Genomic DNA, 22298 nt, shown 5'->3' with positions numbered 1-22298 from the left:
CTCCGGTGTTGGAGGTCAGCGGGCTGGTGAAGCGGTTTGGTGGCTTCACCGCCGTCAACAACGTGTCGTTTCGGGTCGATCAGGGCGAGATTCTCGGCCTGATCGGCCCCAACGGCTCGGGCAAGAGCACGATCTTCAACATGCTCTCCGGCACGCTGGCGCCGAGCTCCGGCTCAATCCTGTTCGGTGGCTCCGAGATCGCGGGCCTAGCCCCGCATCGGATCATCAACAGCGGCATCGGCCGTACCTTTCAGATCCCGCGGCCGTTCCGCCGCTTGACCATCTTCGAGAACGTCGCGCTAGCCGGCTTCTACGGCCAGGGTCGACACAGCCGCGTCAAGGCGGAGGAGGCAGCCGAGCGTTCGCTGGCAATGGTCGGCCTGCCGACCGATCGCCACGCAGGCGTCGATGGTCTGGGCGCAGCCGGCCTGAAGAAGCTCGAACTTGCGAAAGCGCTCGCCACCGCGCCCAAATTGCTGCTCGCCGATGAGAGCCTCGGCGGCCTCGATGAGGCCGAGATGGACCAGGCGGCCGACATGCTGCGCAACATCCGCGACGAGCTCGGCATCACCATCATCTGGGTCGAGCACATCATGGGCGTGCTGATGCGCGTCGTCGACCGCGTCATGGTGCTGGATCACGGCGAGAAGATCTCGGAGGGGCTGCCGAGTGCGGTTGCCGGCGACCCGCGCGTGATCGAGGTCTATCTCGGCACTGATGCGGAGACCACGCAGGCCGCGGCCGCCGAAGCGCGCCGCCGCGCGGGAGGCTAGACAATGCTGGAGCTCCGCGCTGTCAATGCCGGCTATGGCACGTTCCAGGCGCTGTTCGACGTCAATCTCGACGTGAGGGCCGGCGAGGCCGTCGGCGTCATCGGTCCCAACGGCGCCGGCAAGACCACACTGATGCGCGTGATCTCCGGCCTGATCCGTCCCTCGCGCGGGTCGATCAGGATGGAGGGCATCGACGTCGTGGCGACGCCGCCGCACAAGATTGTCAGCCTCGGGATCGCGCATGTGCCGGAGAACCGGCGGCTGTTTCCACGGCTCTCGGTCGACGACAATCTCAAGATGGGCGCCTTCATGAAGGAGGCCCGCGGCCATTACGCCGAGCGGCTGGATGTCGTGTTCGACCTGTTCCCGCGCCTGAAGGAGCGCCGTCATCAGATGGCCGGCACCATGTCCGGCGGCGAGCAGCAGATGTGCGCGATCGGCCGCGCGCTGATGTCGAATCCAAAGCTCCTGCTGCTCGACGAACCCTCGGCCGGGCTGGCGCCGGTCGTGGTGCAGCAGGTGTTCGAGCTGGTGAAGCGGATCCGCGCCAGCGGGCTGACGGTGCTGATCGTCGAGCAAAACGTGCAGCAGGTGCTGCGGGTGGTCGACCGCGCCTATCTGATCGAGGCGGGTACGATCAGGGCGTCCGGCACCTCTGCCGAGATGCTGGCGAGCGACACGGTCAAGGAAGCGTATCTCGGAGTGTGAGGGGCATGCAGGCATGCAAGCATTTTTGGACATTTTCGACATCTACCTGCTGGAGGCCGTGATCAACGGCATCCTGCTCGGGGGCGTGCTGGCGCTCCTTGCGCTCGGGCTCAATTTGATCTTCGGCGTCATCGACGTGACCTGGATCTGCTACGCCGAACTCGTGATGATCGGCATGTATGCCATGTATTTCATGGTGCAGTACTACGGCATCAGCTATTTCATCGCCGCGCCGCTCACGATCCTGCTGGTCGCGGTGCTCGGCGCGGCATTGCACTACCTCGTGATCGCGCCACTGCTGACCGCGCCACCGATCAACCAGTTACTCGCGACCGGCGGCGTGCTGTTCGTGCTCCAGAGCTTTGCCACGGTCGCCTTCGGCATCGATTTCCGCAATCTCGGCATCCGCCTGCCGGTGCTCGCCTTCGGCGACATGAATTTCAGTTACGCGCGGCTGCTCTCGTTCCTGGCGGCGCTGGTCGGCATGGTCGCGGTCTACCTGTTCATGACGCGGACGTTCACCGGCACCGCCATCCGCGCCATCTCGCAGGACCGGCAGATCATGGCGCTGATGGGCGTCGATACGAATCGGATCTATCTCATCACGTCGGCGCTCGGCGGCGCGCTGGCCGGGCTCGCCGCCTGCCTGCTGGTGCTGCAATATGACGTGCACCCCTTTGTCGGTCTTTCCTTCGGGCCGATCACCTTCCTCATTTGCGTGCTCGGTGGCCTCGGCAATTTCGTCGGCGGCTTCATCGCCTCCTTCGTGTTCGCCGAGATCATCTCGCTCGGCGGCCTGTTCTCCGATCTCGAATGGGGCTATGTGCTCGCCTTCGCCTTCTTCATCGTCATGATGTTCATCCGGCCCGCGGGCCTCTTGGCGAGGCGCCGATGATGGGGCAGGGACGGCTTGCTGCATGGGCGGTGGGACTGGCGGCGCTGATCGCGCTGCCCTTCGTCTATCGCGATCCCTATCATCTGCACATCCTGGTGCTGATCCTGATCTGGTCGTTCGCCTATACGTCCTGGTCGATGATGGGGCGCTTCGGTCTGGTCTCGCTCGGCCATGGCGGCTTCATGGGGATCGGTGCCTATGTCACCGCGCTGCTCTGGAATCATCTCGGGCTGACGCCCTGGATCGGCATTCCCCTCAGCATGGTCGCGGCCGGCGCGCTGGCGCTGATCGTCGGCTATCCCTGTTTCCGCTTCCGCATCACCGGGCACTATTTCGTGCTGGTGACGCTGGCGCTCTCCGGCATCGTGCTCCAGGTCATCACCGCGACGCGCGACTATACCGGCGGCTCCCTCGGCTATACGCCGAACCGGGCCTCGGGCAACAAGCTGCTGGCGCTGCAATTCGACGACAAGACGACCTGGTACCTGATCGCGCTGGGGGTATGGCTTGCGGGCATCGTGGTCTGGCATTGGGTTGATCACAGCATGGCACGCTATGCGCTGGAGGCGATCTCGGAGGACGAGGATGCCGCGGCCGCCGCCGGCGTCGACGTCACGGCCGAGAAGCTGAAGATCACACTGCTCAGTGCGCTGATGACGGCCCTGGCAGGCGCTATCTACTGTCAGTACCAGATGTTCATCACGCCCGACACGGTCAGCGGCATCGCCGTGTCTCTCCAGATGGTGTTCGCGGCCATCGTCGGCGGGCTCTTCGTCTCGCTCGGCCCGACCGTCGGCGCTGTCATCACCATTTTGCTGGCCGAAACCTTGCGCATCGGCTTCGGCACCATGGCGGTCGGCTGGGACAACCTTGTCTATGGCGTGCTGCTCGTCCTTTTCATCATATTCCTTCCCAAGGGTATCCTTGGTAGCTTGCTCGACCGATTGAAGCCGCAACGCAAGGTGCCTCGCGCTCATGAACAAGAAGCCGTCCAAATCGCTCGCCCAGGAACTTGACCGTTACATCACGCCATTCCGTTACGACGGAGCGGGCAAGTTTCACCTCAAGGACCACAAGACCAACGAGAAGGGCGACCTCGATAAGGAGAGGGCGCTGGAGATCCTCGACGCTAACAAGAAGCGGCTGATCGAGTTCCAGGAGAAGCTGTACGCTCAGGATCGCTGGTCGCTCCTCATCGTACTTCAGGCCATGGACGCCGCTGGCAAGGATTCCGCGATCAAGGCAATCTTCGAGGGCATCAATCCGCAGGGCTGCGAGGTCCATGCCTTCAAGGCGCCGAGCAGCAAGGAGCTCGACCACGGCTTCCTCTGGCGGCACGTGATCGCGCTGCCCGAGCGCGGCCATATCGGTATCTTCAATCGCTCCCATTACGAGGAATGCCTGGTGACGCGCGTGCATCCGGAGATCCTCGCCAAGGAGAAGTTGCCGCCAAAGCTCGTGACCAAGGACATCTGGAAGGAGCGGTTCGAGGACATCTCGGCCTTCGAGCGCTACCTCTGCCGCAATGGTACCGTCGTGCTGAAATTCTTCCTCAATGTCTCCAAGGGCGAGCAACGCGAGCGTTTCCTCGACCGGCTGGAGACTCCGTCCAAGCAGTGGAAGTTTTCCATGGACGACATCAAGGAGCGCGCGCTGTGGCCGCGCTATCAGGCGGTCTATCAGGACATCGTCCGGCACACGTCAACGCCTCATGCGCCCTGGTACATCGTGCCGGCTGACCACAAATGGTTCGCACGCGTCGTGATCGGCTCCGTGATCAATGCGGCGCTCGAAAAGCTCGACTTGCGCTTCCCCCGCGCGGACAAGGCCTCGCTGGAGGAATTCAATGAGGTCCGCAAGGCGCTTGAGCGTGAAGGGAAGGAGGGCGGGAAGCGGTAATGTGGCGCGCGGCTTGATGCCGGGCTTTGACCGGGATCGGAGTTGCTCTACGGTCGATCCGCCAAGCACTATTTCTGGATTCGAGGTTGCCGTGCTGAAGTCTGTTCTTGCCATGTCCGCATTTGCCGCGCTCGTGATGAGTGCGCCCGCGTGCGCCCAGACCTACGATCCGCGCTCTCCGGTCTGCCTGCACGTCTTCGGCGAGCTCGAAGGCGAGCGGATGGATTGCATCTTCGCCTCCTTCGCCCAGTGCCAGGCCTCCGCATCGGGTCGGCCGGCGACCTGCCTGATGAATCCCTATTTCGCGCAAGCGCAGTCGTCGAGGACGGGACGGCGCGTTCGCTAGCTGTGAACCAGTAGGGTGGGCAAAGCGAAGCGTGCCCACCATCCTCATCTGGGCCGTGGTGGTGGGTACGGCGCCGGGCAAGCCCCTCAATATCCGCGGCCCCACCAGTAGCAGAAGCGCTCCACATTGGCGGGAAGGCTCGCCTCGTAGTTCGCCCACTTCTCGTATTTCGGAAGCTTCACTTCCTTCATCGCGGTGTCGAAGCACTTGCCGGCATCGGCGGCCTTCTTCACCTCGGCGGAGAGGTCTTCCATGTAGGCAATGTCGTCCTCGATGTCCTTTTTGGTGCCGAGGCGGCCACCGGCATAGGGATGGCCGGGGATCATCCGCTCCCAGTCGAGCGACGCGAGCTTCTTCAGCGAGGCAATATACTCCACTGGCGAGGCGTTGTCGGGAATGTTGCGGAACTGGACGGACTCGATCGGCGCGAAGTCCACGACGAAGACGATCTTCTCCTTCGGAAGCCGCATCACCAGCGAATTGTCGGAATGGTTGCGGCCGACATAGTTCAGCTCCAGCGTGGTGCCGCCGAGCGTGATGCTCTTCTTGTCATCGACCACCTGGTCCGGCAGTACGACGTCCGCGAGCAGCGAATTCTGCTTCTTCAGCTCGAGCAGGCGCTCCTTGGTCCGGCGATGGGCGATGAAGGTGGCGCCGAGATCCTTGAACGGCTGGCCGCCGGCGATGTGATCGTAATGGTGGTGGCTGTAGATGACGTATTTGACCGGCTTGTCGGTGACGGCCTTGATCGCGTCGATATAGGGCTTTGCGGGACGCAAATACGAGATCGGGTCGGTCGCGATCACGCCTTGCGGGGTCACGATGAACATCGACTGATGGCCGCCATAGCGGAAGATGTAGACGTTCTCGGTGCCGTCGACCTTTTTGGTCGAAGTCTGCGGCGGATTTTGCGCGGTGGCGGATCCAAGCCCCGCAACGAAAGCGGCGAGCGCGGTGAGGCAAATCGATATCTTCATCTTTTGGCTTTCTGGAAATGAACGAGAGCAGGAGAGATGGCTATCCTCGCCATCACAAACGCTGCCGGGAAGACTTTATTCCGCTGCATTGAGTCGCAGGGCCATCCAGGCACGATAATTTCTTGTCGCGGTGCGCAGCCGCTTAAGGAACCCGCGCGTTCAATTGTGATCTTCAGGTCATTGATCCCGCTTGACAGTTTTGTGTCACAGGAGGAGCATCCTCATGGTCGCAAACAAGCGACGCGTAACGTCCACCTCATGAGCAAGGGGAGGTCTATGACGCCACCTCCGCAAATCCAGCCGCGTTAATTGCGATGGAGCTCGTTCGGACTATCGCATAGCGGCGGAAAACCGCGAACGGCACGCCGGGACAAGGTTTAGTGGGCCGCATCAGTGAGGCAAGGCCCCTACCTTCCCGGCGCTGTATTCTGACACGCGCTGAGTGTGTCGGACGGCCGCGATGAGGCCGCGGGGCGCCTCTGAGATCCTGCTTTCTCTCTCCTCCTCCTCGCCGTCATTCCGGGCCGACTCCCGGAATGACGGGAGAGGTCTTGTGCGCGGTATTCCAGTCCGTGGTTCTCCCGGACTGAGCTCGCGGTTCCCGCTCGCGCATTGCGGCAAATGCCAAGAGAATGTCGTCTCGGTGGCAAACTTCCGACACAGGATCGGGGCGAATAGCTGCGATCCGACATGACGCAGTGCTTCGGCGGCGAAAGTCCCGACTCCGACAGCGCGGTTATTTTCAGGGAATCCTCGTGTCGCATAAGCTGGCTTCCGCGCTTCTCGCAGCGCTCTTCCTCGCCATCTCATCTTTGTCCGGCGCCTATGCCGAACCGCCCGCGCCGGCCGCCAACGGTGCGGCCGCACTGTCGCCCGACCAGGCCAAGCGCGCGCTGGAGACGCTCCAGGACGACAAGAAACGCGCGCAGATGATCGACACGTTGCGCGCGATCGCGAGCGCGTCCGGTCCACAGCAGACCGCCACGCCCGCGCCCGAGCAGAAATCGCCGATCCCGCTCTCGGCCGATGGTCTCGGCGCGCAGCTCCTGCTCACCGTATCCGAAGAGATCGGCGAGATATCGCGCGAGATCGCCGATGTGGCGCGGACGCTCACGCACTTCCCAGCCTTCTATTACTGGATCGTGCGGACCGCCAATGATCCGACGGCCTACAACCTCCTGATCGAGATCGCCTGGAAGCTGGCGCTGGTGTTCGGCTGCGCCTTCAGTGCGGAGTGGGTGGTCTTCCGGGTGATCCGGCGTCCGGTCGCCTTCCTGGAAGGACGCATGCCGCAAACCGCGCGCCTGTCGGTGCAGGCGCTGCCGATTGCCGATCCGCCTTCGTCAGTGGCCGACGTGACGCCAGCGCCTGAACTGCAAAAGCGCCGCCATAGTCTGGCACGGGCGTGGCAGCTGCTGCTGCGGTTGCCCTTCGTGCTCGGGCGCCTCGTGCTCGAACTGCTCCCGGTGTTCGTCTTTGTCGGCGTGGCAACCGCATTGCTCGGAACGGAGATCGGCGATCCCGCAACCGTCCGCCTTGTGATCCTCGCGGTCGTCAATGCCTATGCGTTCTCGCGCGGACTCATCTGCGTGGTCCGTTCGCTTGCGGGTCCATTCGGCCTGTTTCCGGTACGCGCCGAGACTGCGGCCTATATCGAGATCTGGGCGCGCCGCATTGTCGGCGTCGGCGTGTCCGGCATCGCCTTCGCCAATGTGGCGCTGCTGCTCGGTCTGCATCGCGCCGGCTACGCCGCGCTGTTACGGATGGTGATGCTGGTCGTGCATCTCTTCGTCGTCGTCATCATCCTTCAGTGCCGCCGTCAGGTCGCCGACGCCATTCGCGCGCCGGCCGACCGGCAGGGGATCGCGGCCCGTCTGCGCAACCGCATCGCCGGCGGCTGGCACTATCTCGCCATCGCGCTCGATCTCGCGCTGTGGGCGGTCTGGGCGCTCAACATCCGCAACGGCTATTCTCTGCTGTTGCAATATTTCGTCGGTACCGTCGTGGTCGCGCTGATCACCCGCGTCGCCATCATGGTGACGCTGGGCCTGATCGACCGCGGCTTCCGCATCAAGCCGGAGATCCTTCAGCGTTTTCCTGGCCTGGAGACCCGCGCCAACCGCTATCTGCCGCTGCTACGAAAGATCGTCTCGGGCGTGATCGCCTTCATCGGTTTCGTCGCCGTGCTCGAGGTCTGGGGCGTGGACGCCATCGTCTGGTTCTATGGCGGCCAGATTGGCGGCCGGCTGATCTCGGCTGTGGTGACTATCGGCATCGCCGTATTCATTGCTGCGGCGATCTGGGAAGCCAGCAACGCGCTCCTGGACCGCCAGATCAATACGCTGTCACGCGATGGACACTACGCCCGTGCCGCGCGCCTGCGCACCTTCCAGCCGATGTTGCGGACGGCGCTGCTCTGCCTGATCGCCACCGTTGTGGGTCTCACGGCGCTGAGCGAGATCGGCGTCAATGTTGCACCATTGCTCGCGGGCGCCGGCATCATCGGTATCGCCATCGGCTTCGGCTCGCAGAAGCTGGTGCAGGATCTCATTACCGGCCTGTTCTTGCTGCTGGAAAACACGGTGCAGGTTGGTGATAACGTCAGCGTTTCCGGACTTTCCGGCGTGGTCGAGAACGTCTCGATCCGCACCATTCGGCTCCGCGCCGGCGACGGCGCCGTGCACATCGTGCCGTTCAGCGCCGTGACGACCATCACCAATGCCAGCCGCGGCGCCGGCAATGCATCCGTCAGCGTCAATGTTGCCTACAAGGAGGACACCGACCGCGCCGGCCAGATCCTCAAGGACATCGTCGAGGAGATGCGCCGCGAGCCGGAATTCCGCGCGGCGATCCGCGGCGACCTCGAGCTATGGGGCATCGACAAGGTTGACGGCGCGATGGTGTCGATCGTCGGCCAGATTCGCTGCACCGAGGCCGGCCGCTGGCCGGTCCAGCGCGAATTCAACCGCCGCATGAAGCTGCGCTTCCAGCAGAACGGCATCGAGGTCGCGTCCCCTGTCCAGACCATCTTGATGCAGATCGCGCCGCCGGCTGAAAGCTCGGTCAATCTGACGCCGCGGCGGGCGGCTGGATAGCCTGCATGATCCGGACCCGCAGGGCCGCGTTAGCGCAAAGTGTGCAGCGGTTTTCGCTCGCGACAAACGAGGAACGCGTTTGCGCGTAGATCATGCTCAAACACTAACCACAGCAAAAATTCCAGCTTGCCTCTGCTCGCCCGGCAGCGTTCACTCCGGCTCCAGTCTGCTGACAAGATGCGGGCGGCAAAAGGGGTGGGGAGAGAATGATACGGGGGCTGTGGGCCGGGTTGCGCGGCCTTGTGATCGTCATTTGCGCGTTGATCGGATCTGCGGTGTGGGCTGCAGTGGCGAGCGCACAACCGTCTCCATCGCGTCCCATCACCCTCGTGGTGCCGTTCGCGGCGGGCGGCCCGACCGATACGCTGGCGCGGATCCTGTCTGAGCGGATCGCCGCCGAGCTGCACACGACGGTCGTGGTCGAGAACGTGGCGGGCGCCTCCGGCAGCATCGCCGGTGCCCGTGTGGCGCGCGCAACGCCCGACGGCACGATGATCACGATCGGCCATTGGGGTACGCATGTGCTGAATGGCGCGATCTTCAAGCTGCCCTATGACGTGCTCGCCGATTTCGAGCCGGTCGCGACGATCGCGATGGGCACGCAGCTCATCGTCGGCCGGAAGACCCTCGGGGCCAACAATCTCAAAGAGCTGATCACCTGGCTGAAGGCCAACCCCGGCAAGGCCACCGCCGGCACGGCTGGTGCCGGTACAGGCGCCCATGTCGCCGGCGTCTTCTTCAAGGAGAAGACCGGAACCGACTTCCAGTTCGTGCCTTATCGCGGCGCCGGGCCCGCCATGATCGATCTCGTCGCAGGCCAGATCGATATCATGTTTGATCAGGCGTCGAATTCGCTGCCGCAATACAAGAACGGTGCGATCAAGGCGTTTGCAGTGGCGTCGCCGACGCGGCTCGCATCCGCGCCTGATATTCCGACGGTCGACGAGGCGGGCCTGCCCGGCCTCTACATCTCCTACTGGCACGGCATCTGGGCACCGAAGACCACGCCGAAGGACATCGTCGCAAAGCTCAACGCGGCCATCGTCACCGTGCTTGCCGACCCCTCGGTCAAGCAGCGCTTTGGCGAATTGGGACAGGAGATTCCGCCGCCGGATCAGCAGACGCCCGCGGCGCTTGCGAGCTTCCAGAAGGCCGAGACCGAGAAATGGTGGCCGATCGTGAAGGCTGCCGACATCAAGCCGGAGTAGCTGTCTCACATGCACTCTTCCTCATCCTGAGGAGCCCGCGAAAGCGGGCGTCTCGAAGGATGGCTGCGGGCGAGGGACCTTCATGGTTCGCCCGGCGATGCACAGCATCGTCCGGAGACGCGCGTTCCGCGCTCCTCACCATGAGGGGCGGGAGCCTAGCGGCGTTAACCTTTTGTCGCGCTCAACTCGCGATCCATCGCGAAAATCTCGCTGCGGTGCGAGATCACAATCGATGCACGAGTTTCTACGTCCTTGATCTCAGGTGAGCGCTGGCCGACAATGTTTGCCCTTCAATAAGAAACTCCCTGGGGGAATTCGTGAATAGACCTGCTCCGGTCAATGCCCATTTGACACCATCCGATTCCGCGCACGGCATGACGTTGCTGCGCGATCCCCTGCTCAACAAGGGCACCGCCTTCACGGAAGCGGAGCGCGATGCGCTCGGCCTGCGAGGCCTGCTGCCGCCTTGCGTGCTGACGATAGAGACCCAAGTCGAGCGCGTGCTGACCAATCTGCGCACGCTGCCGACCGATCTCGAAAAATACGTCGCGCTGAACGCGCTGCACGACCGCAACGAGGCGCTGTTCTTCCGCGTCGTTGTCGACAATATCGACGAGATCCAGCCGATCATCTACACGCCGACGGTCGGGCTCGCCTGCCAGAAATACGGCCTGATCTTCCAGCGGCCGCGCGGCATGTTCATCTCCTCGCGCGATCGTGGCCAGATCGCTGAGATTCTGAAGAACTGGCCCTATCCGGCCAAGCTGATCGTCGTGACCGACGGCGAGCGCATCCTTGGTCTCGGCGACCTCGGCGCCAACGGCATGGGCATTCCGGTCGGCAAGCTCTCGCTCTATTCCGCATGCGCCGGCTTGCATCCGGAGTTGTGCCTGCCGATCGTGCTCGACGTCGGCACCAACAATGAAGAGCTACTGAACGATCCCTATTATCTCGGCCTGCGTGAGCGGCGGCTCACGGGCGAGGCCTATGACAGCTTCGTCGACGAATTCATGCAGGCCGCGCGAAAGACCTTTCCGGGCGTGTTGATCCAGTTCGAGGATTTCGCCAATCACTCGGCATTCAAGCTGCTGCACAAATATCGCGATGAGACTTGCGTCTTCAACGACGACATCCAGGGCACTGCGGCGGTAGCGCTCGCCGGCCTGTTCTCGGCGCTGCGTGTATCCGGCGGCAAGCTGAGGGACCAGCGCATCCTGTTCCTCGGCGCGGGCGAGGCTGCGACCGGCATCGCCGATCTCGTCGTCTCCGCCATGATGGCGGAGGGCGCCTCGGAGGCAGAGGCGCTCCGGCGCAACTGGCTGGTGGATTCCCGCGGCCTTGTCGTCGGCGGCCGGGAAGGCCTCTCCGGCCACAAGCTCCGCTATGCGCATGCCGGCCAGGCGCCGATCGCCGACTTCCTCACCGCGATCAGGACGCTGAAGCCGACAGCGATCATCGGTGTCGCCGCGGTCGGAGGCGCCTTCGCGCCTGAAGTGCTCAAGGCGATGGCCGAGCTCAACGAACAACCGATCGTGTTCGCGCTCTCCAACCCGACCTCGAAGGCCGAATGCTCGGCCGAGGATGCCTACCGCTACACCGAGGGCCGCGCGCTGTTCGCCTGCGGCAGCCCCTATGACCCGGTGAAGCTGAGCGGCCGTACCTTCGTGCCTCGCCAGGGCAACAACTCCTACATCTTCCCCGGCGTCGGCCTCGGTGTCATCGCGAGCGGCTCGCGGCTGGTGACGGACGAGATGTTCATGGCCGCCGCCCATACGCTCGCCGATTGCGTCGGCAAGGAGGACCTGGATCAAGGCAGCCTCTATCCGGCGCTGCCCCGCATCCGCGAGGTCTCGGCCCGCATCGCCGCCGCTGTCGCAGACGTCGCCTATCAGCGTGGGCTGGCCGACGGCCCGGCGCCCAACGACGTGAAGGGCCTGGTCCAGTCGCAGATGTACCAGCCGCATTACTAACCTCGCTAAGCCCGAACGGCGTGGTTAGTGCGCTGATATTCCCACATCGTCATGGCCGGGCCTTGTCCCGGCCATCCACGCCTTGCCCCATGGCACGAAGAACGTGGATGCCCGGGACCCGGCTCCGCCAAGGCTTCGCCGGGCTACCGGTGTTGGGCCGGCGAAGCTTCGGCGAAGACGGCAAGCCCGGGCATGACCACCTCTCGAGCTCTCACGCTATTTGATCAGCCGGGTGGCCGGCCCGATCGCGATTAGGTCAGCACGGCGATACCATTTCAGGTGGAATCGCCGTTGTGCCGTATTGCCGTGGTTACCGAGTTCGGGCGCACCGCGCGCATCAATGGCACGCAGGGCACCGATCACGGTACCGGCACGGTCGCCTTCCTCATCGGCGGCGGGCTCGTCGGCGGCCGCGTGATTGTCGACTGGCCGGGACTGAAGCCGGCGCAACTCCTCGAGGATCGCGACCTCAAGCCGACCTCGGATCTGCGCGCGGTGCTGAAAGGCCTGCTCAGGGATCACCTGCGCGTCGGGGAGAAGGTGCTGGCTGATGCTGTCTTCCCGGGGCAGTGGCGACGTCAAGCCGATGGATGGCCTCGTCGGCTGACGGCACGGCCTTCGCAACCGGATCGGGTTCATGATGTGCATACTGACACAACGGGAACTCGACTTTCTCGCCAGCCTGAAGGGGGGGACGGCGAGGCGAACGAAGCTCAGCCAGAGGCGCGCCCGATCGTCTGGCGCGTCGCAGGCTGATTTTTCCAGAGTCTGTCCCGATTCAGGACACGCCACTGTGGTGGAATCGTCACAGCTGACGCGAAACGGCCGCGGCCTCCGGCCCGCTTTTGTTCCGACAAGGTTCTGCCCCGATTGCCCACCGAAACTCAGGGTTGTTCGGAGGGGCGTACCATGTCTCACATTACGCATACCGAAAGTGCCTGGATTTCCTTCGCAACCCTGAGCCGGTTGCTGCTTGCCATCATCGGTGCCGCTTCGCTCGCCGCGTGCGCGCAATCGCCGGTCGGCCGCCAGAGGGCCGATCTCGCCGCCACAAGCCGGCAGGCCGCCATGCAACGGCCCCACAGAGTAGCGCACCTGCACCCGCGGCCGAACAACCGTGTGCGTGTCGCTCATGGTGCCGGAGACGCAAAGCAAACCGCCGCACATGGCGTTGCCAGCTTCTACTCGGATACGGAGACCGCGAGCGGCGAGAAGTTCGACAAGAACGAATTGACCGCGGCCCATCCCACCCTGCCGTTCGGCACAAAGCTGCGGGTCACCGATGTCTCCTCTGGCCGCTTCGTGACCGTCAGGGTCAACGATCGCGGGCCCTATGTTCGTGGACGCGTCGTCGACATCTCTCCTTCCGCGGCCTCGGCGCTCGGCATGGTCGACAAGGGCGTCGCCAATGTCAGGCTCGACGTCGTGCAATAGCGCATAGTCCATGAACATTGAGGCGCCGCGCTTAACGGGCTGTTAGCCGCTCTGGCGCACGATGGTTGCCCAAACAGGTCGGGGCTCCAATTCGGGGGCCTTTCGGGAGGCGGCGCTTGAACACGATCCAGTATCTCGAAGATCAGGCCGCACGCGCCGAACGCCTCGCCAAACGGATCACGGATACGCTGACGATCGAAAAGCTTCTGACCTTCGCCGGCGAACGCCGCCGCGAGATTGAGATCATCGCCGGCAGGTACCGGCGCGCCTAATCACCAAAAAACCAAGCTCCGAAGTGCGCGCCGGTGCGGATGATGCGCTCAGGTGTGGCTGTCGACGAAATCGCTGAGATAGTCGGGCAGCGTTACACCGTCGATGTCGCAGCGCGTCCGGATTTCACCGGCGACATCGGTCGAAATGTCCTTCATCCAATGTTCGAGCGTGTTGAACGACATCACCTTGATGGGGTCGTTGAAGCAGCCGGCGACGAGTTCGCCGATCGTGGCTTCGAGGTCGCTGCGCTCGATGCGGATTTCAGTCGCGTCGTCGCGGCGGTCGATCACCACGAACAAGGTCTGATCCGCGCCATAAGGCACGATCGGGGAAGGGGCTCCGGCTTCAAGCATCGAAGGGACTCACGCCTTGGCTTCCGATCCCTGTTAACGGGAAGAACCGGAAGAAGGTTCCTGGCCTCGCGAAAAGCTTGCCGCGCGCCTGCAGCCGGAGCAACCACACGCAGTCAGAGAAACTCTCTCAGCCGCGATAGCTCGGTGACGTGCTCGGGCGAGAGGATATCCATGACCAGCGGCGGCTGCGCCGTCGTGTGGATCTCATAGAGATGCCGCGTCGCCGCCGGCTTCCCCATGAAAGCGGAGATGCACTCATCGAGAGTGCCTTCGCTCACCTGATAAGACTCTCTCTCCGGCCTGCGCTGGTTTGCAAGCGACGGCCATTTATGCAGGGCCGCGAGCGCACCAAAATTGACCTTTGAATCCGCAACTGACACATCCCTCATCGCCCTGCCTCACGCAAAAAATACTCCAGAAAATACTCCAGCACGCGGCTTTGCGTGCCGGTGCACAAAACGCGGCAGCCGGGAAAAGGTTCCCGGCTGCCTTGTTACGGTTAGCTCGCGGCCGCCGCGATCTTGTGCCCCGGGCTGGTTTGACCGTGGCTGTTCTCATCGCCGCGACTGACCTGCGGAGGAAGCCCGGCGAAGCCCCGCAAGGCCTCGGCCATCTTCACCCGTCCAGACACACCGGTGATGACCACGTCCACCATCGCAAATGACGAGTGGAAATGACCGCGCGCCTTGAGCTGCTCGACCGGGACCCCTGCAGCCGCCATCGCCTCGGCATAGGCGACGCCCTCATCGCGCAACGGATCGAACTCGCAGGTGACGACGAAGGCCGGCGGCAGACCCGCGACCTTGCCGCGTAGCGGCGAGACGCGCGGATCGGTGCGGTCGGCCGGCGAGCAGTAGAGGTCCCAAAACCAGTACATCAGTGAGCGCGTCAGGAAGTAGCCGGTCGCATTATCGTTGTAGGACGGACGATCGTAGGTGCAGTCGGTGACCGGACACACCAGAAGCTGGCCGGCGATCTCAGGCCCGCCGCGGTCACGCGCAAGCTGGCAGGTGACGGCGGCGATGTTGCCGCCGGCGCTCCAGCCCGCGACCAGCACCGGGCCAGGTTTGCCGCCGAGCTCGGCGAGGTGCTCGGCGATCCAGCGCGTCGCCGCGTAGCCATCTTCAGCCGCGGTCGGGAAGCGATGCTCGGGCGCATGGCGATAGCCGACGCTGACAAAGATCATGCCGGTCCGCCGCACCATGTCGCGGCAGAACGGTTCATCGGACTGCTCGTCGCCGAGCACCCAGCCGCCACCGTGGAAATAGACCACAACGGGATGCGGCCCGGGCGCTGCCGGCCGGTACACACGGTAAGGCAGAGGTCCGTCTGGACCGGGCAGGGTACCGTCGACGATATCGCCGATCGGCCGCCCCGCGGGCCGGCCCTTGTTGAACTCGTCGACGAAGGCGCGGGCGCCAAGCGCGCCCATCGACTCGATCGGCGGCAGATTCAGCGATGCAAGCAGGTTCAGCACCAGCCGCACATCCGGCTGCAGGCGCACCACCTCGCCATCGTTGCACTGGGCGGCGACATTTGGGCCGGTGAGCTTGAAGCCGAGCATGCCGCGACCGACGACCTCGTCGCAGATGCTGCGATAGGGACCGACGCCGCCGGTATAGGGCATCAGGCCCTGCACCTTGCCGGGCACATTGGCACCCGTGTACCAGGTGTTGGCGAGACGGTGCAGCGTCAGCATCGAACAGTCGGCCATGTGCTGGCCCCAGCCGGCCTGCGCCGTCTCGGTCGGCTCGATCGTGGTGAAGCCGGCGTCGCGCAACGCTTTGAGCCGGTCGACCACCCAGTTGACATGCTGCTCGATCGAGACCGCCATGTTCGACAGCACCGACGGGCTTCCGGGACCGGTAATCATGAAGAAGTTCGGGAAGCCCTCGACCGTGAGCCCGAGGTAGGTCTGCGGCCCGTGCGCCCAGACATCGGTGAGCGACTTGCCGCCGCGCCCGGTGATCGGATGCACGGCCCGGATCGCGCCGGTCATGGCGTCGAAGCCGGTCGCGAACACGATGACGTCGACGTCCACGCTACGCTTGCTTGTGGTGATGCCACTTGCGGTGATCGCCTTGATCGGCTCCTGGCGCAGATTGACCAGCGTGACGTTCGGCCGGTTGTAGGTGGCATAGTAGTTGGTGTCGAGGCAGGGGCGTTTTGCGCCGAAAGGATGGTCATGCGGCATCAGCGCCGCCGCCGTCTCCGGATTCTTCACGGCCGCCGAGATCTTCTCGCGGATGAGGTCGCAGATCAGCTTGTTGCCGTCGAAGTCGACGGCCTGGTCGGCCCAGAGCTGCGTGAGGATGTAGACGAGATCGCCCTTACCCCAAGCCTCTTCAAAGCGCGCGCGGCGCTCGGCGTCGCTCAATTGCCAGCTCACGGCCATCTGCTGCGGATATGGCACGCCGGCCATCGATTGCCGCGCCTGCTCGCGATAGGCCGCACGGTCGTCCTGGAAAAGGCCCATGCGATCGGACGGCGAGGGGCCGTTATGCGCAGGCAGCGCGAAATTCGGCGTGCGCTGGAACACGGTCAGATGTGCGGCCTGTTCGGCAATCAGCGGGATCGATTGAATGCCTGACGAGCCGGTGCCGATCACGGCGACGCGCTTGCCGGCGAGATTGACGCCGTCATGCGGCCAGCGGCCTGTGAAATACACCTCGCCCTTGAATTCCTTGACGCCATCGATCTCCGGCGGCTTCGGCGCGGAGAGACAGCCGGTCGCCATGATGTAGTGTCGGCAGGAGACGGGATCGCCATTGTCGGTGGTGAGTTGCCAGCGCTCAGTCGCCTCGTCCCACTTGGCTTCCGTGACCTTGGTGTTGAAGCGAATGTCGCGGCGCAGATCGTAGCGATCCGCGACGAAGCCGAGATAGCGCAGTATCTCGGGCTGGGTCGCGTATTTCTCCGACCAGGTCCAGGCCTTATCGAGTTCCGGATCGAACGTGTAGCTGTAATCGATGGTCTGGATATCGCAGCGGGCGCCGGGATAACGGTTCCAGTACCAGGTGCCACCGACATCGCCGGCCTCTTCGAGAGCGACTGTCGTGAGCCCGGCCTTGCGCAGGCGATGGAGAAGATAGAGACCGGCAAATCCGGCGCCGACGACGGCAACGTCGACTTGTTGGGCTTTTCCACTCGCCGCTTTGGACTCACGTGCGGCGACCATTGCGTCAGGCATGGCATTCCTCCCGTGTATTTTGTTATGCCGGCAGGCTATCGCCGCGGGTCCGGCTTGTCATCAGGACAAGTGCAATCTTCGGTAGTCGTTTGCGCCGACATCGTGGCGGCGCGAAGGTTGCGGGCCTACACCTATCGCGATGCACAATGGCCGTGATTTTCCGGGCTAATCAGGCTCGATCTGTCTGTGTATGCTGCGGTTCCGTGCCACGCGTTGCCAACCGGATGTCATGACAGAGTTGAGTGAGCGGACCAAAGCCAACATGGACGTCGTCCTTGAGGAGACGTGCCGGCAATTGCCTCACGGCGGCGATCACGACAGCCGCAGATTCATCGCCGAGCGCCTGATCGAAGCGGCGCAATCCGGTCACTCCACGCTGGGCGAACTCGGCATTGTCGCCCGCCGTGCGCTCGCGGAGATCGCCGGCAAGAACGGCTGCAAGAGCAGCTAACCGTCCGTCGCGGAGCTTGCTTCGCTGCGGGCCGCGGACGTAACCTGCAGGGAACCCTTCAGCGCATCGAGATCCCCCGAAGATGCGGTCCCTGCTTGCGCTTCTTGCCGCTTCCGCGTTCCTCGGTTGCGCCGATATGGCCGTAGCCCAGGCGGTTGGACAATTTCCATTTGCGCTGACGCGTGAAGGACAGATGCTCGGCGCCGTCGAAGGCGAGGTGGCCTCGTTCAGGGGACTCGCTTACGCAACGCCGCCGCTCGGCCCGCTGCGGTGGCGTCCACCACAGGCGACGCCCGAGAGTTCGGAGATGCGCACCGCTTACGATTACGCGGCGCCGTGCCTTCAACCGTCATTGCCCGGCGCGAGCGAGGATTGCCTCACGCTGAACGTATTCCGTCCCTTCGGCGTTGACGGCCCGCTGCCGGTGATGGTGTTCATCCATGGCGGAGCCTTCGTCAGCGGCACAGCGAATGATCCGTTGTTCGACGGCGCAAAGCTCGCACAGGCCGGCCTCATCGTGGTCAGCGTCAATTATCGTCTCGGCGCACTCGGCTGGCTCACCCATCCCACGCTGTCGGTAGGCAGCTCTGGCAATTACGGCCTGATGGACCAGATTGCAGCGCTGCATTGGGTGCACGACAACATCGCGGCCTTCGCCGGCGATCCGAACAACGTTACCTTGTTTGGCAGCGGTGCCGGCGCGACCTCAATCGCGCTCCTGATGCTGTGTACGCAGTCGCGCGATCTGTTTCAGAAAGCCATTCTGCAATCGGTGCCGGGCCGCGCGCGCCTGCGCCCGGCGCAGGATGCGGAAGCCGCAGGCCGGGACTTCGCGGCGGCACTCGGGCAGGAGACTGATTTGCGCACGGTCACACCGGCGCAACTGCTGGCCGCCGAAAAGCGAATGCTGGCAAAATCCCCGCACAGCTTCGCCCCGGCGATCGATGGAAGCCTGGTTACCGAAAGCGTCGCCGCGGGGTTCGCGGCGGGACATGAAAGTCGCGTTCCCCTCATCATCGGCTCGAATGTTGATGAGACGCGGTTTGACAGTGATCTCGACATCAAGGAGCAGCTAGCATCGTCAGGCGGCACACTCGATGAGCTACGCAAACTCTACCCCGGTCTCACCACATCGTCCGAACTTGCGGCGCGCTTCTACACCGACGAGGTCTTCTCCGAGCCGGCGAGGTTGCTGGCTCGCCTGCATGCCGCAAGCGGCGCGCCGACCTTTCGCTATCGCTTCGCCTATGTTCCGGAGGCGCAGCGCGCGAATCCCGACGGCGGTCACGGGCGCGAGTTGCAGTTCATCTTCGGCGCGGAAGGCGTGCCCGGTGCGGGCATGTTTTCACGGCGCGATCGCGAGGTCGCAAACCGGATGCGCGCTTACTGGATCAACTTCGCGAAGAGCGGCGATCCCAACGGTCCCGACCTGCCGCGCTGGGACGCGGCGGCGGGAGGCGATCGCCTTCTGCTGATCACCAACGATCGCATGGCGAGCGGAGACGACCCCTGGTCGGACCGTCTCGATCGCCTCGCGCGCTAGAGCAGGATGAGTTGGATCAGGCCGCAAGCTCGACGCGCGGCGCCGGGGTGAGGCGGTCTTCCTCCAGATAGTCCATCGCACCGTCCTTCTCGACGGCGTAGAACTGCTGGCCTTCCCTCGATCTGAAGGCGGCGCGGATGACGCCGCGGCGGCCCTTGTCACTGTTAACGACGTCCCCCAGCGCAAACTTCTTCATCTTCCGCCCTTGTCTTCTGGCCGACTCCTTCGGCCACGCCGGGGATTCTGGGCGGCAAATCGTTAACGACTTGCTAACCATACCGGTTTGCCTATGCTCGCCGCCGATCGCGCGGGCAGCTCGCACGCGCATGTTGCCAACGAGACGAGCCTTCGCCCATGACGCGATTTCCGACCTTCTTCCTGTCGCATGGCGGCGGCCCCTGGCCCTTCATGGAGGACAGGCGGGTGCAATATGCGAAGACCGCCGAGGAGTTCGGCCGGCTGCCGCAGCTTCTGCCGGCGAAGCCGAAGGCCGTGCTCGTCATCACCGGACATTGGGAAGCCGACGCCTTCACCGTGTCCACCTCGGCGCATCCGCCGATGGTGTACGACTATTACGGCTTCCCCGAGCATACCTATCACCTCAAATATCCGGCGCCGGGCAAGCCTGAGCTCGCCGCGGAGGTGAAGACGCTGCTCACGCGCGCAGGCCTCGATTGCCGCGAGGATGCCAACCAGGGATTCGATCACGGCACCTTCGTGCCGCTCGGCCTGATGTATCCGAACGCGGACATGCCGATCGTGCTGCTGTCGCTGAAGTCGACCTATGATGCAGCCGAGCACATCAGGGCCGGGCAGGCGATCGCCTCGCTCCGCGACGACGGCATCCTGATCATCGGCAGCGGCCTGACCTATCACAACATGCGCGGCTTCGGCCGGGCGGAGTCCAAGGCGGTCTCGTATGATTTCGAGGCCTATCTGAACGAGGCCATCAGCAATCCGGATGCGGCGCGCCGCAACGCGATGCTGGTGGACTGGGAGAACGCACCGAGCGCGCGCCTTGCCCATCCCCGCGAGGACCATCTGCTGCCGCTGATGGTGGCCGCCGGTGCCGCCGGCAGCGACGTCGGCCATCGCGTTTTCGTCGACGAGGTCGCGAGCGTTGCGATGGCGTCGTATGTGTTCGGCGGCTGATCTTCCTTGCCATCACGCGACCGGGCCAACGCAAAATCTCGAAAACAACCCCATGCAAAGTAGAAAAGCTTAGCAAAATTGCCCGGCCGGCTGCGCTGCTCAAGCGCTGTCCCGAGGACATTTGACACGTCGGGCAAAACAGCGGCAAAATTCCATCATGGCGCCGATTGACCCGCGATGCTGCACACCCTGGAACAAGGGCAAGCTGATCGGAGCCAAACCTCCGCTGCCGCCAAACCAATTCTGGTCGATCCGAACCCGGCGCCAGATCGAAAGACGGACCCGCGGCATGGGGAATTTGCGAGCTGCGCAGCTCTTGCTCGGCCACACCAAGATCGAAAGCACGGCGCGCTATCTCGGCATCGAGGTTGACGACGCGCCCGCGATTGCCGAACACGTTGATGTCTGAATTACCAGGGCAGAGCGGACATGCTCGGCCATCGGCCATCAGCCGCTTCGGGCCAGGAAGAGACATTCTGCCGGAGTCGCATAGCGCGCAAAGGCAATCGAGCTAATCCTGCCTTCTCGATCCAGCATCTGGCGAGGTCAGCCATGAGAATCAGGTGCGTTGTCATTCCGGCATTTGCCGCGCTCGCGCTAAGCTTGGGGACCATATGTGTTCAGGCACAGCAATTCCCGACTCCCTCAACTGCCGCCGAGGTCCCCGGGCCGCCGCCAGGCACTGCCATGACCAAGGCCTATGTACAGTCGATCGGGCGCATGGCCTACCTGTGGGGGTGGCCGTTGGTCAATGTGGCCAACCGCGCTGCGGCCATGGCCAAGGCGCCGGAACCGGGCTTGATGGGCGGTTCCGTGCCGGTTGCATTCAACGCAATCGCAGTGCTGTCTGATTACATCAGCCCGGACGAACACTTCGTCACCTGCCCGAACCAGGACGTGGTGTACGGCTTCGGCTACGCCGACCTCGACAAGAATCCCATTGTCTTCCAGGTGCCGGATTTCGGCGATCGCTTCTGGGTATATGCGCTCTATGACGCGCGTACCGACGAGTTCTCGAAGATCGGCAAGCCGTACGGCACCAAGCCGGGGTTCTATCTGATGGTCGGGCCGGGCTGGAAGGGCGAAACGCCCGCCGGCATCACGGCGGTGGTGCGCTCTTCCACTCCGGTGGTCACCATGGGTGCGCGCGCCTTCATGGACGACACTGCAGAGGATCGGAAGGCCATCCAGCCGGTGCTGAGCCAGATTGGTTTCTACCCCCTCTCGCAGTTCGACGGGAAAATGAAGACCACGGACTGGAGCAAGCTCCCGCACTTCCCGGCCGGTTCCCAAGGCAAAGGTGAGACCGAGTGGGTGAACCCGGACACATACTTCGACGAGTTGCCGGCGGTGATGAAGCAGGTGCCGCCGATGCCGGGCGAAGAAGCTCTCTACAAATGGATCGGCAGCGTGCTGGAGGCGGCCGACAAAGATCCGACGATCAAGCAAACGCTGAAAGAAACCGCCGTCGAGGCCGAGCGCGAGATGATCTCGCCGTTCTTCCAGTGGCGCTACAACGGCCGCCCTGCGGGCAACGGCTGGAACTCACCGGTGAACAATGCGCAGTGGGGGACCGACTACCTCAATCGGACGGCCACCGCAAAGTCGAACATGTACGACAACCGCCCAGATGAAACCAAGTACATCTACACGGACAACGACTACCAAGGCGAGCAGCTCGATGGCCGGAACAGTTATACGATCACCTTTTCCAAAGGTCAGGTGCCGCCGGTCCGAGGGTTCTGGTCAGTCACCCTGTACAACGATGTCCATCTGTTCCACCCGAACGCGCTGAAGCGCTATTCGCTGGGCACCAAGAACAAGACGCTCAAGTACAACTCTGACGGCTCGCTTACGCTGTATGTCGGCGCAACGTCCCCGGGCGGAGACAAGGAAAACAACTGGCTGCCGGCGCCGAACGGCACGTTCTCGCTCTACATCCGTGCCTACTGGGCGGACAAAGCCATCCTCGACGGCACGTGGCAACCGTCGGCCATCGTGAAGGGGACATAACAAACCGATCAAGCGCAG

21 protein-coding genes and 1 pseudogene are annotated in these 22298 nt (G+C 63.7%); 17 read left to right on the top strand and 5 right to left on the bottom strand.

The genetic code is table 11. The features are described from left to right. Positions 1 to 5 precede the first annotated feature (5 nt). The 6 genes from AC630_RS09980 to AC630_RS09955 all read left to right on the top strand — a co-directional run bounded on the left by AC630_RS09980 (position 6) and on the right by AC630_RS09955 (position 4621). On the top strand, positions 6 to 773 hold the full coding sequence (locus AC630_RS09980; RefSeq protein ID WP_074118370.1) for an ABC transporter ATP-binding protein: 768 nt from the start codon (positions 6 to 8) through the stop codon (positions 771 to 773). A 3-nt stretch (positions 774 to 776) separates the two neighbouring features. Continuing rightward, positions 777 to 1481: an ABC transporter ATP-binding protein gene (locus AC630_RS09975; RefSeq protein ID WP_074118369.1), complete on the top strand. Its 705-nt coding sequence runs from the start codon at positions 777 to 779 to the stop codon at positions 1479 to 1481. Positions 1482 to 1494: 13 nt separating this feature from the next. After that, on the top strand, positions 1495 to 2376 hold the full coding sequence (locus AC630_RS09970; protein WP_074118368.1) for a branched-chain amino acid ABC transporter permease: 882 nt from the start codon (positions 1495 to 1497) through the stop codon (positions 2374 to 2376). After that, complete coding sequence (locus AC630_RS09965) at positions 2373 to 3392, top strand: branched-chain amino acid ABC transporter permease (protein WP_074118367.1); 1020 nt, start codon at positions 2373 to 2375, stop codon at positions 3390 to 3392. The genes AC630_RS09970 and AC630_RS09965 overlap by 4 nt, the downstream gene beginning before the upstream one ends. Continuing rightward, positions 3352 to 4275, top strand: coding sequence for a polyphosphate kinase 2 family protein (locus AC630_RS09960; RefSeq protein WP_074118366.1), 924 nt, complete (start codon positions 3352 to 3354; stop codon positions 4273 to 4275). The genes AC630_RS09965 and AC630_RS09960 overlap by 41 nt, the downstream gene beginning before the upstream one ends. Before the next feature lie 91 nt (positions 4276 to 4366). Beyond that, positions 4367 to 4621: a DUF3551 domain-containing protein gene (locus AC630_RS09955; protein WP_074118408.1), complete on the top strand. Its 255-nt coding sequence runs from the start codon at positions 4367 to 4369 to the stop codon at positions 4619 to 4621. A gap of 86 nt (positions 4622 to 4707) precedes the next feature. On the opposite strand, the gene AC630_RS09950 is transcribed toward AC630_RS09955, so the two are convergent. Continuing rightward, positions 4708 to 5598 (bottom strand): MBL fold metallo-hydrolase, encoded by an 891-nt coding sequence (locus AC630_RS09950; protein WP_074118365.1) that lies wholly within the window; start codon positions 5596 to 5598, stop codon positions 4708 to 4710. A 755-nt stretch (positions 5599 to 6353) separates the two neighbouring features. On the opposite strand from AC630_RS09950, the gene AC630_RS09945 reads away from it, so the two are divergent. From AC630_RS09945 to AC630_RS45340, 6 genes and pseudogenes are all read left to right on the top strand, one after another. Beyond that, entirely contained in the window at positions 6354 to 8693 is a 2340-nt protein-coding gene (locus tag AC630_RS09945) for a mechanosensitive ion channel domain-containing protein (RefSeq protein ID WP_074118364.1), read from the top strand. Between the two features lie 209 nt (positions 8694 to 8902). Further along, the gene (locus AC630_RS09940) at positions 8903 to 9901 is read left to right on the top strand and encodes a tripartite tricarboxylate transporter substrate-binding protein (protein ID WP_074118407.1); all 999 of its coding nucleotides are present in this window, start codon (positions 8903 to 8905) and stop codon (positions 9899 to 9901) included. Between the two features lie 374 nt (positions 9902 to 10275). Further along, the gene (locus AC630_RS09935; RefSeq protein WP_074118363.1) at positions 10276 to 11871 is read left to right on the top strand and encodes an NAD-dependent malic enzyme; all 1596 of its coding nucleotides are present in this window, start codon (positions 10276 to 10278) and stop codon (positions 11869 to 11871) included. A gap of 300 nt (positions 11872 to 12171) precedes the next feature. Next, positions 12172 to 12478: pseudogene (locus AC630_RS09930) on the top strand (DUF1501 domain-containing protein); the annotation flags it as partial. A 302-nt stretch (positions 12479 to 12780) separates the two neighbouring features. Beyond that, a complete protein-coding gene (locus tag AC630_RS09925; protein WP_074118362.1) occupies positions 12781 to 13305 on the top strand; it encodes a septal ring lytic transglycosylase RlpA family protein in 525 nt (174 codons plus the stop codon). A gap of 116 nt (positions 13306 to 13421) precedes the next feature. Beyond that, on the top strand, positions 13422 to 13577 hold the full coding sequence (locus AC630_RS45340) for a hypothetical protein (RefSeq protein WP_167561165.1): 156 nt from the start codon (positions 13422 to 13424) through the stop codon (positions 13575 to 13577). A gap of 48 nt (positions 13578 to 13625) precedes the next feature. On the opposite strand, the gene AC630_RS09920 is transcribed toward AC630_RS45340, so the two are convergent. The 3 genes from AC630_RS09920 to AC630_RS09910 all read right to left on the bottom strand — a co-directional run bounded on the left by AC630_RS09920 (position 13626) and on the right by AC630_RS09910 (position 17121). Next, positions 13626 to 13931 (bottom strand): hypothetical protein, encoded by a 306-nt coding sequence (locus AC630_RS09920; protein ID WP_074118361.1) that lies wholly within the window; start codon positions 13929 to 13931, stop codon positions 13626 to 13628. A gap of 113 nt (positions 13932 to 14044) precedes the next feature. After that, positions 14045 to 14320, bottom strand: coding sequence for a hypothetical protein (locus AC630_RS48025; protein WP_074118360.1), 276 nt, complete (start codon positions 14318 to 14320; stop codon positions 14045 to 14047). Between the two features lie 110 nt (positions 14321 to 14430). Next, positions 14431 to 17121: a flavin-containing monooxygenase gene (locus AC630_RS09910; protein ID WP_074118359.1), complete on the bottom strand. Its 2691-nt coding sequence runs from the start codon at positions 17119 to 17121 to the stop codon at positions 14431 to 14433. A gap of 229 nt (positions 17122 to 17350) precedes the next feature. Between AC630_RS09910 and AC630_RS09905 the strand changes: the two genes are divergently transcribed. Both AC630_RS09905 and AC630_RS09900 read left to right on the top strand, forming a co-directional pair. After that, positions 17351 to 17572, top strand: a complete 222-nt coding sequence (locus tag AC630_RS09905; RefSeq protein WP_245330329.1) for a hypothetical protein — start codon at positions 17351 to 17353, stop codon at positions 17570 to 17572. A gap of 82 nt (positions 17573 to 17654) precedes the next feature. Next, positions 17655 to 19115 carry a carboxylesterase/lipase family protein gene (locus AC630_RS09900; protein WP_074118357.1) on the top strand — a complete coding sequence of 487 codons (1461 nt, stop codon included), beginning with the start codon at positions 17655 to 17657 and terminating at the stop codon, positions 19113 to 19115. 16 nt (positions 19116 to 19131) lie between these two features. On the opposite strand, the gene AC630_RS09895 is transcribed toward AC630_RS09900, so the two are convergent. Beyond that, positions 19132 to 19311: a hypothetical protein gene (locus AC630_RS09895; protein WP_074118406.1), complete on the bottom strand. Its 180-nt coding sequence runs from the start codon at positions 19309 to 19311 to the stop codon at positions 19132 to 19134. A 158-nt stretch (positions 19312 to 19469) separates the two neighbouring features. Between AC630_RS09895 and AC630_RS09890 the strand changes: the two genes are divergently transcribed. From AC630_RS09890 to AC630_RS09880, 3 genes are all read left to right on the top strand, one after another. After that, positions 19470 to 20267: a DODA-type extradiol aromatic ring-opening family dioxygenase gene (locus tag AC630_RS09890; protein ID WP_074118356.1), complete on the top strand. Its 798-nt coding sequence runs from the start codon at positions 19470 to 19472 to the stop codon at positions 20265 to 20267. A gap of 157 nt (positions 20268 to 20424) precedes the next feature. Then, positions 20425 to 20676 (top strand): hypothetical protein, encoded by a 252-nt coding sequence (locus tag AC630_RS09885; RefSeq protein WP_143197938.1) that lies wholly within the window; start codon positions 20425 to 20427, stop codon positions 20674 to 20676. Positions 20677 to 20954: 278 nt separating this feature from the next. Then, complete coding sequence (locus tag AC630_RS09880; RefSeq protein WP_245330328.1) at positions 20955 to 22280, top strand: DUF1254 domain-containing protein; 1326 nt, start codon at positions 20955 to 20957, stop codon at positions 22278 to 22280. The last annotated feature ends 18 nt before the right edge of the window (positions 22281 to 22298 follow it).

Source organism: Bradyrhizobium sp. AS23.2, assembly GCF_001908185.1.
Classification (GTDB): Bacteria; Pseudomonadota; Alphaproteobacteria; order Rhizobiales; family Xanthobacteraceae; genus Bradyrhizobium.
Note: the sequence above shows the minus strand (reverse complement) of the source record. Positions and strands in the feature narration are given on the sequence as shown.

What these genes read in the sequence shown, in the direction of transcription:
- AC630_RS09975 (WP_074118369.1), top strand. Translation starts at nt 777, where the DNA reads ATGCTGGAGCTCCGCGCTGTCAATGCCGGCTATGGCACGTTCCAGGCG.
- AC630_RS09970 (WP_074118368.1), top strand. Translation starts at nt 1,495, where the DNA reads ATGCAAGCATTTTTGGACATTTTCGACATCTACCTGCTGGAGGCCGTG.
- AC630_RS09965 (WP_074118367.1), top strand. Translation starts at nt 2,373, where the DNA reads ATGATGGGGCAGGGACGGCTTGCTGCATGGGCGGTGGGACTGGCGGCG.
- AC630_RS09960 (WP_074118366.1), top strand. Translation starts at nt 3,352, where the DNA reads ATGAACAAGAAGCCGTCCAAATCGCTCGCCCAGGAACTTGACCGTTAC.
- AC630_RS09950 (WP_074118365.1), bottom strand. Translation starts at nt 5,598, where the DNA reads ATGAAGATATCGATTTGCCTCACCGCGCTCGCCGCTTTCGTTGCGGGG.
- AC630_RS09935 (WP_074118363.1), top strand. Translation starts at nt 10,276, where the DNA reads ATGACGTTGCTGCGCGATCCCCTGCTCAACAAGGGCACCGCCTTCACG.
- AC630_RS09925 (WP_074118362.1), top strand. Translation starts at nt 12,781, where the DNA reads ATGTCTCACATTACGCATACCGAAAGTGCCTGGATTTCCTTCGCAACC.
- AC630_RS09920 (WP_074118361.1), bottom strand. Translation starts at nt 13,931, where the DNA reads ATGCTTGAAGCCGGAGCCCCTTCCCCGATCGTGCCTTATGGCGCGGAT.
- AC630_RS48025 (WP_074118360.1), bottom strand. Translation starts at nt 14,320, where the DNA reads ATGAGGGATGTGTCAGTTGCGGATTCAAAGGTCAATTTTGGTGCGCTC.
- AC630_RS09910 (WP_074118359.1), bottom strand. Translation starts at nt 17,121, where the DNA reads ATGCCTGACGCAATGGTCGCCGCACGTGAGTCCAAAGCGGCGAGTGGA.
- AC630_RS09905 (WP_245330329.1), top strand. Translation starts at nt 17,351, where the DNA reads ATGACAGAGTTGAGTGAGCGGACCAAAGCCAACATGGACGTCGTCCTT.
- AC630_RS09900 (WP_074118357.1), top strand. Translation starts at nt 17,655, where the DNA reads ATGCGGTCCCTGCTTGCGCTTCTTGCCGCTTCCGCGTTCCTCGGTTGC.
- AC630_RS09895 (WP_074118406.1), bottom strand. Translation starts at nt 19,311, where the DNA reads ATGAAGAAGTTTGCGCTGGGGGACGTCGTTAACAGTGACAAGGGCCGC.
- AC630_RS09890 (WP_074118356.1), top strand. Translation starts at nt 19,470, where the DNA reads ATGACGCGATTTCCGACCTTCTTCCTGTCGCATGGCGGCGGCCCCTGG.
- AC630_RS09885 (WP_143197938.1), top strand. Translation starts at nt 20,425, where the DNA reads ATGGCGCCGATTGACCCGCGATGCTGCACACCCTGGAACAAGGGCAAG.
- AC630_RS09880 (WP_245330328.1), top strand. Translation starts at nt 20,955, where the DNA reads ATGACCAAGGCCTATGTACAGTCGATCGGGCGCATGGCCTACCTGTGG.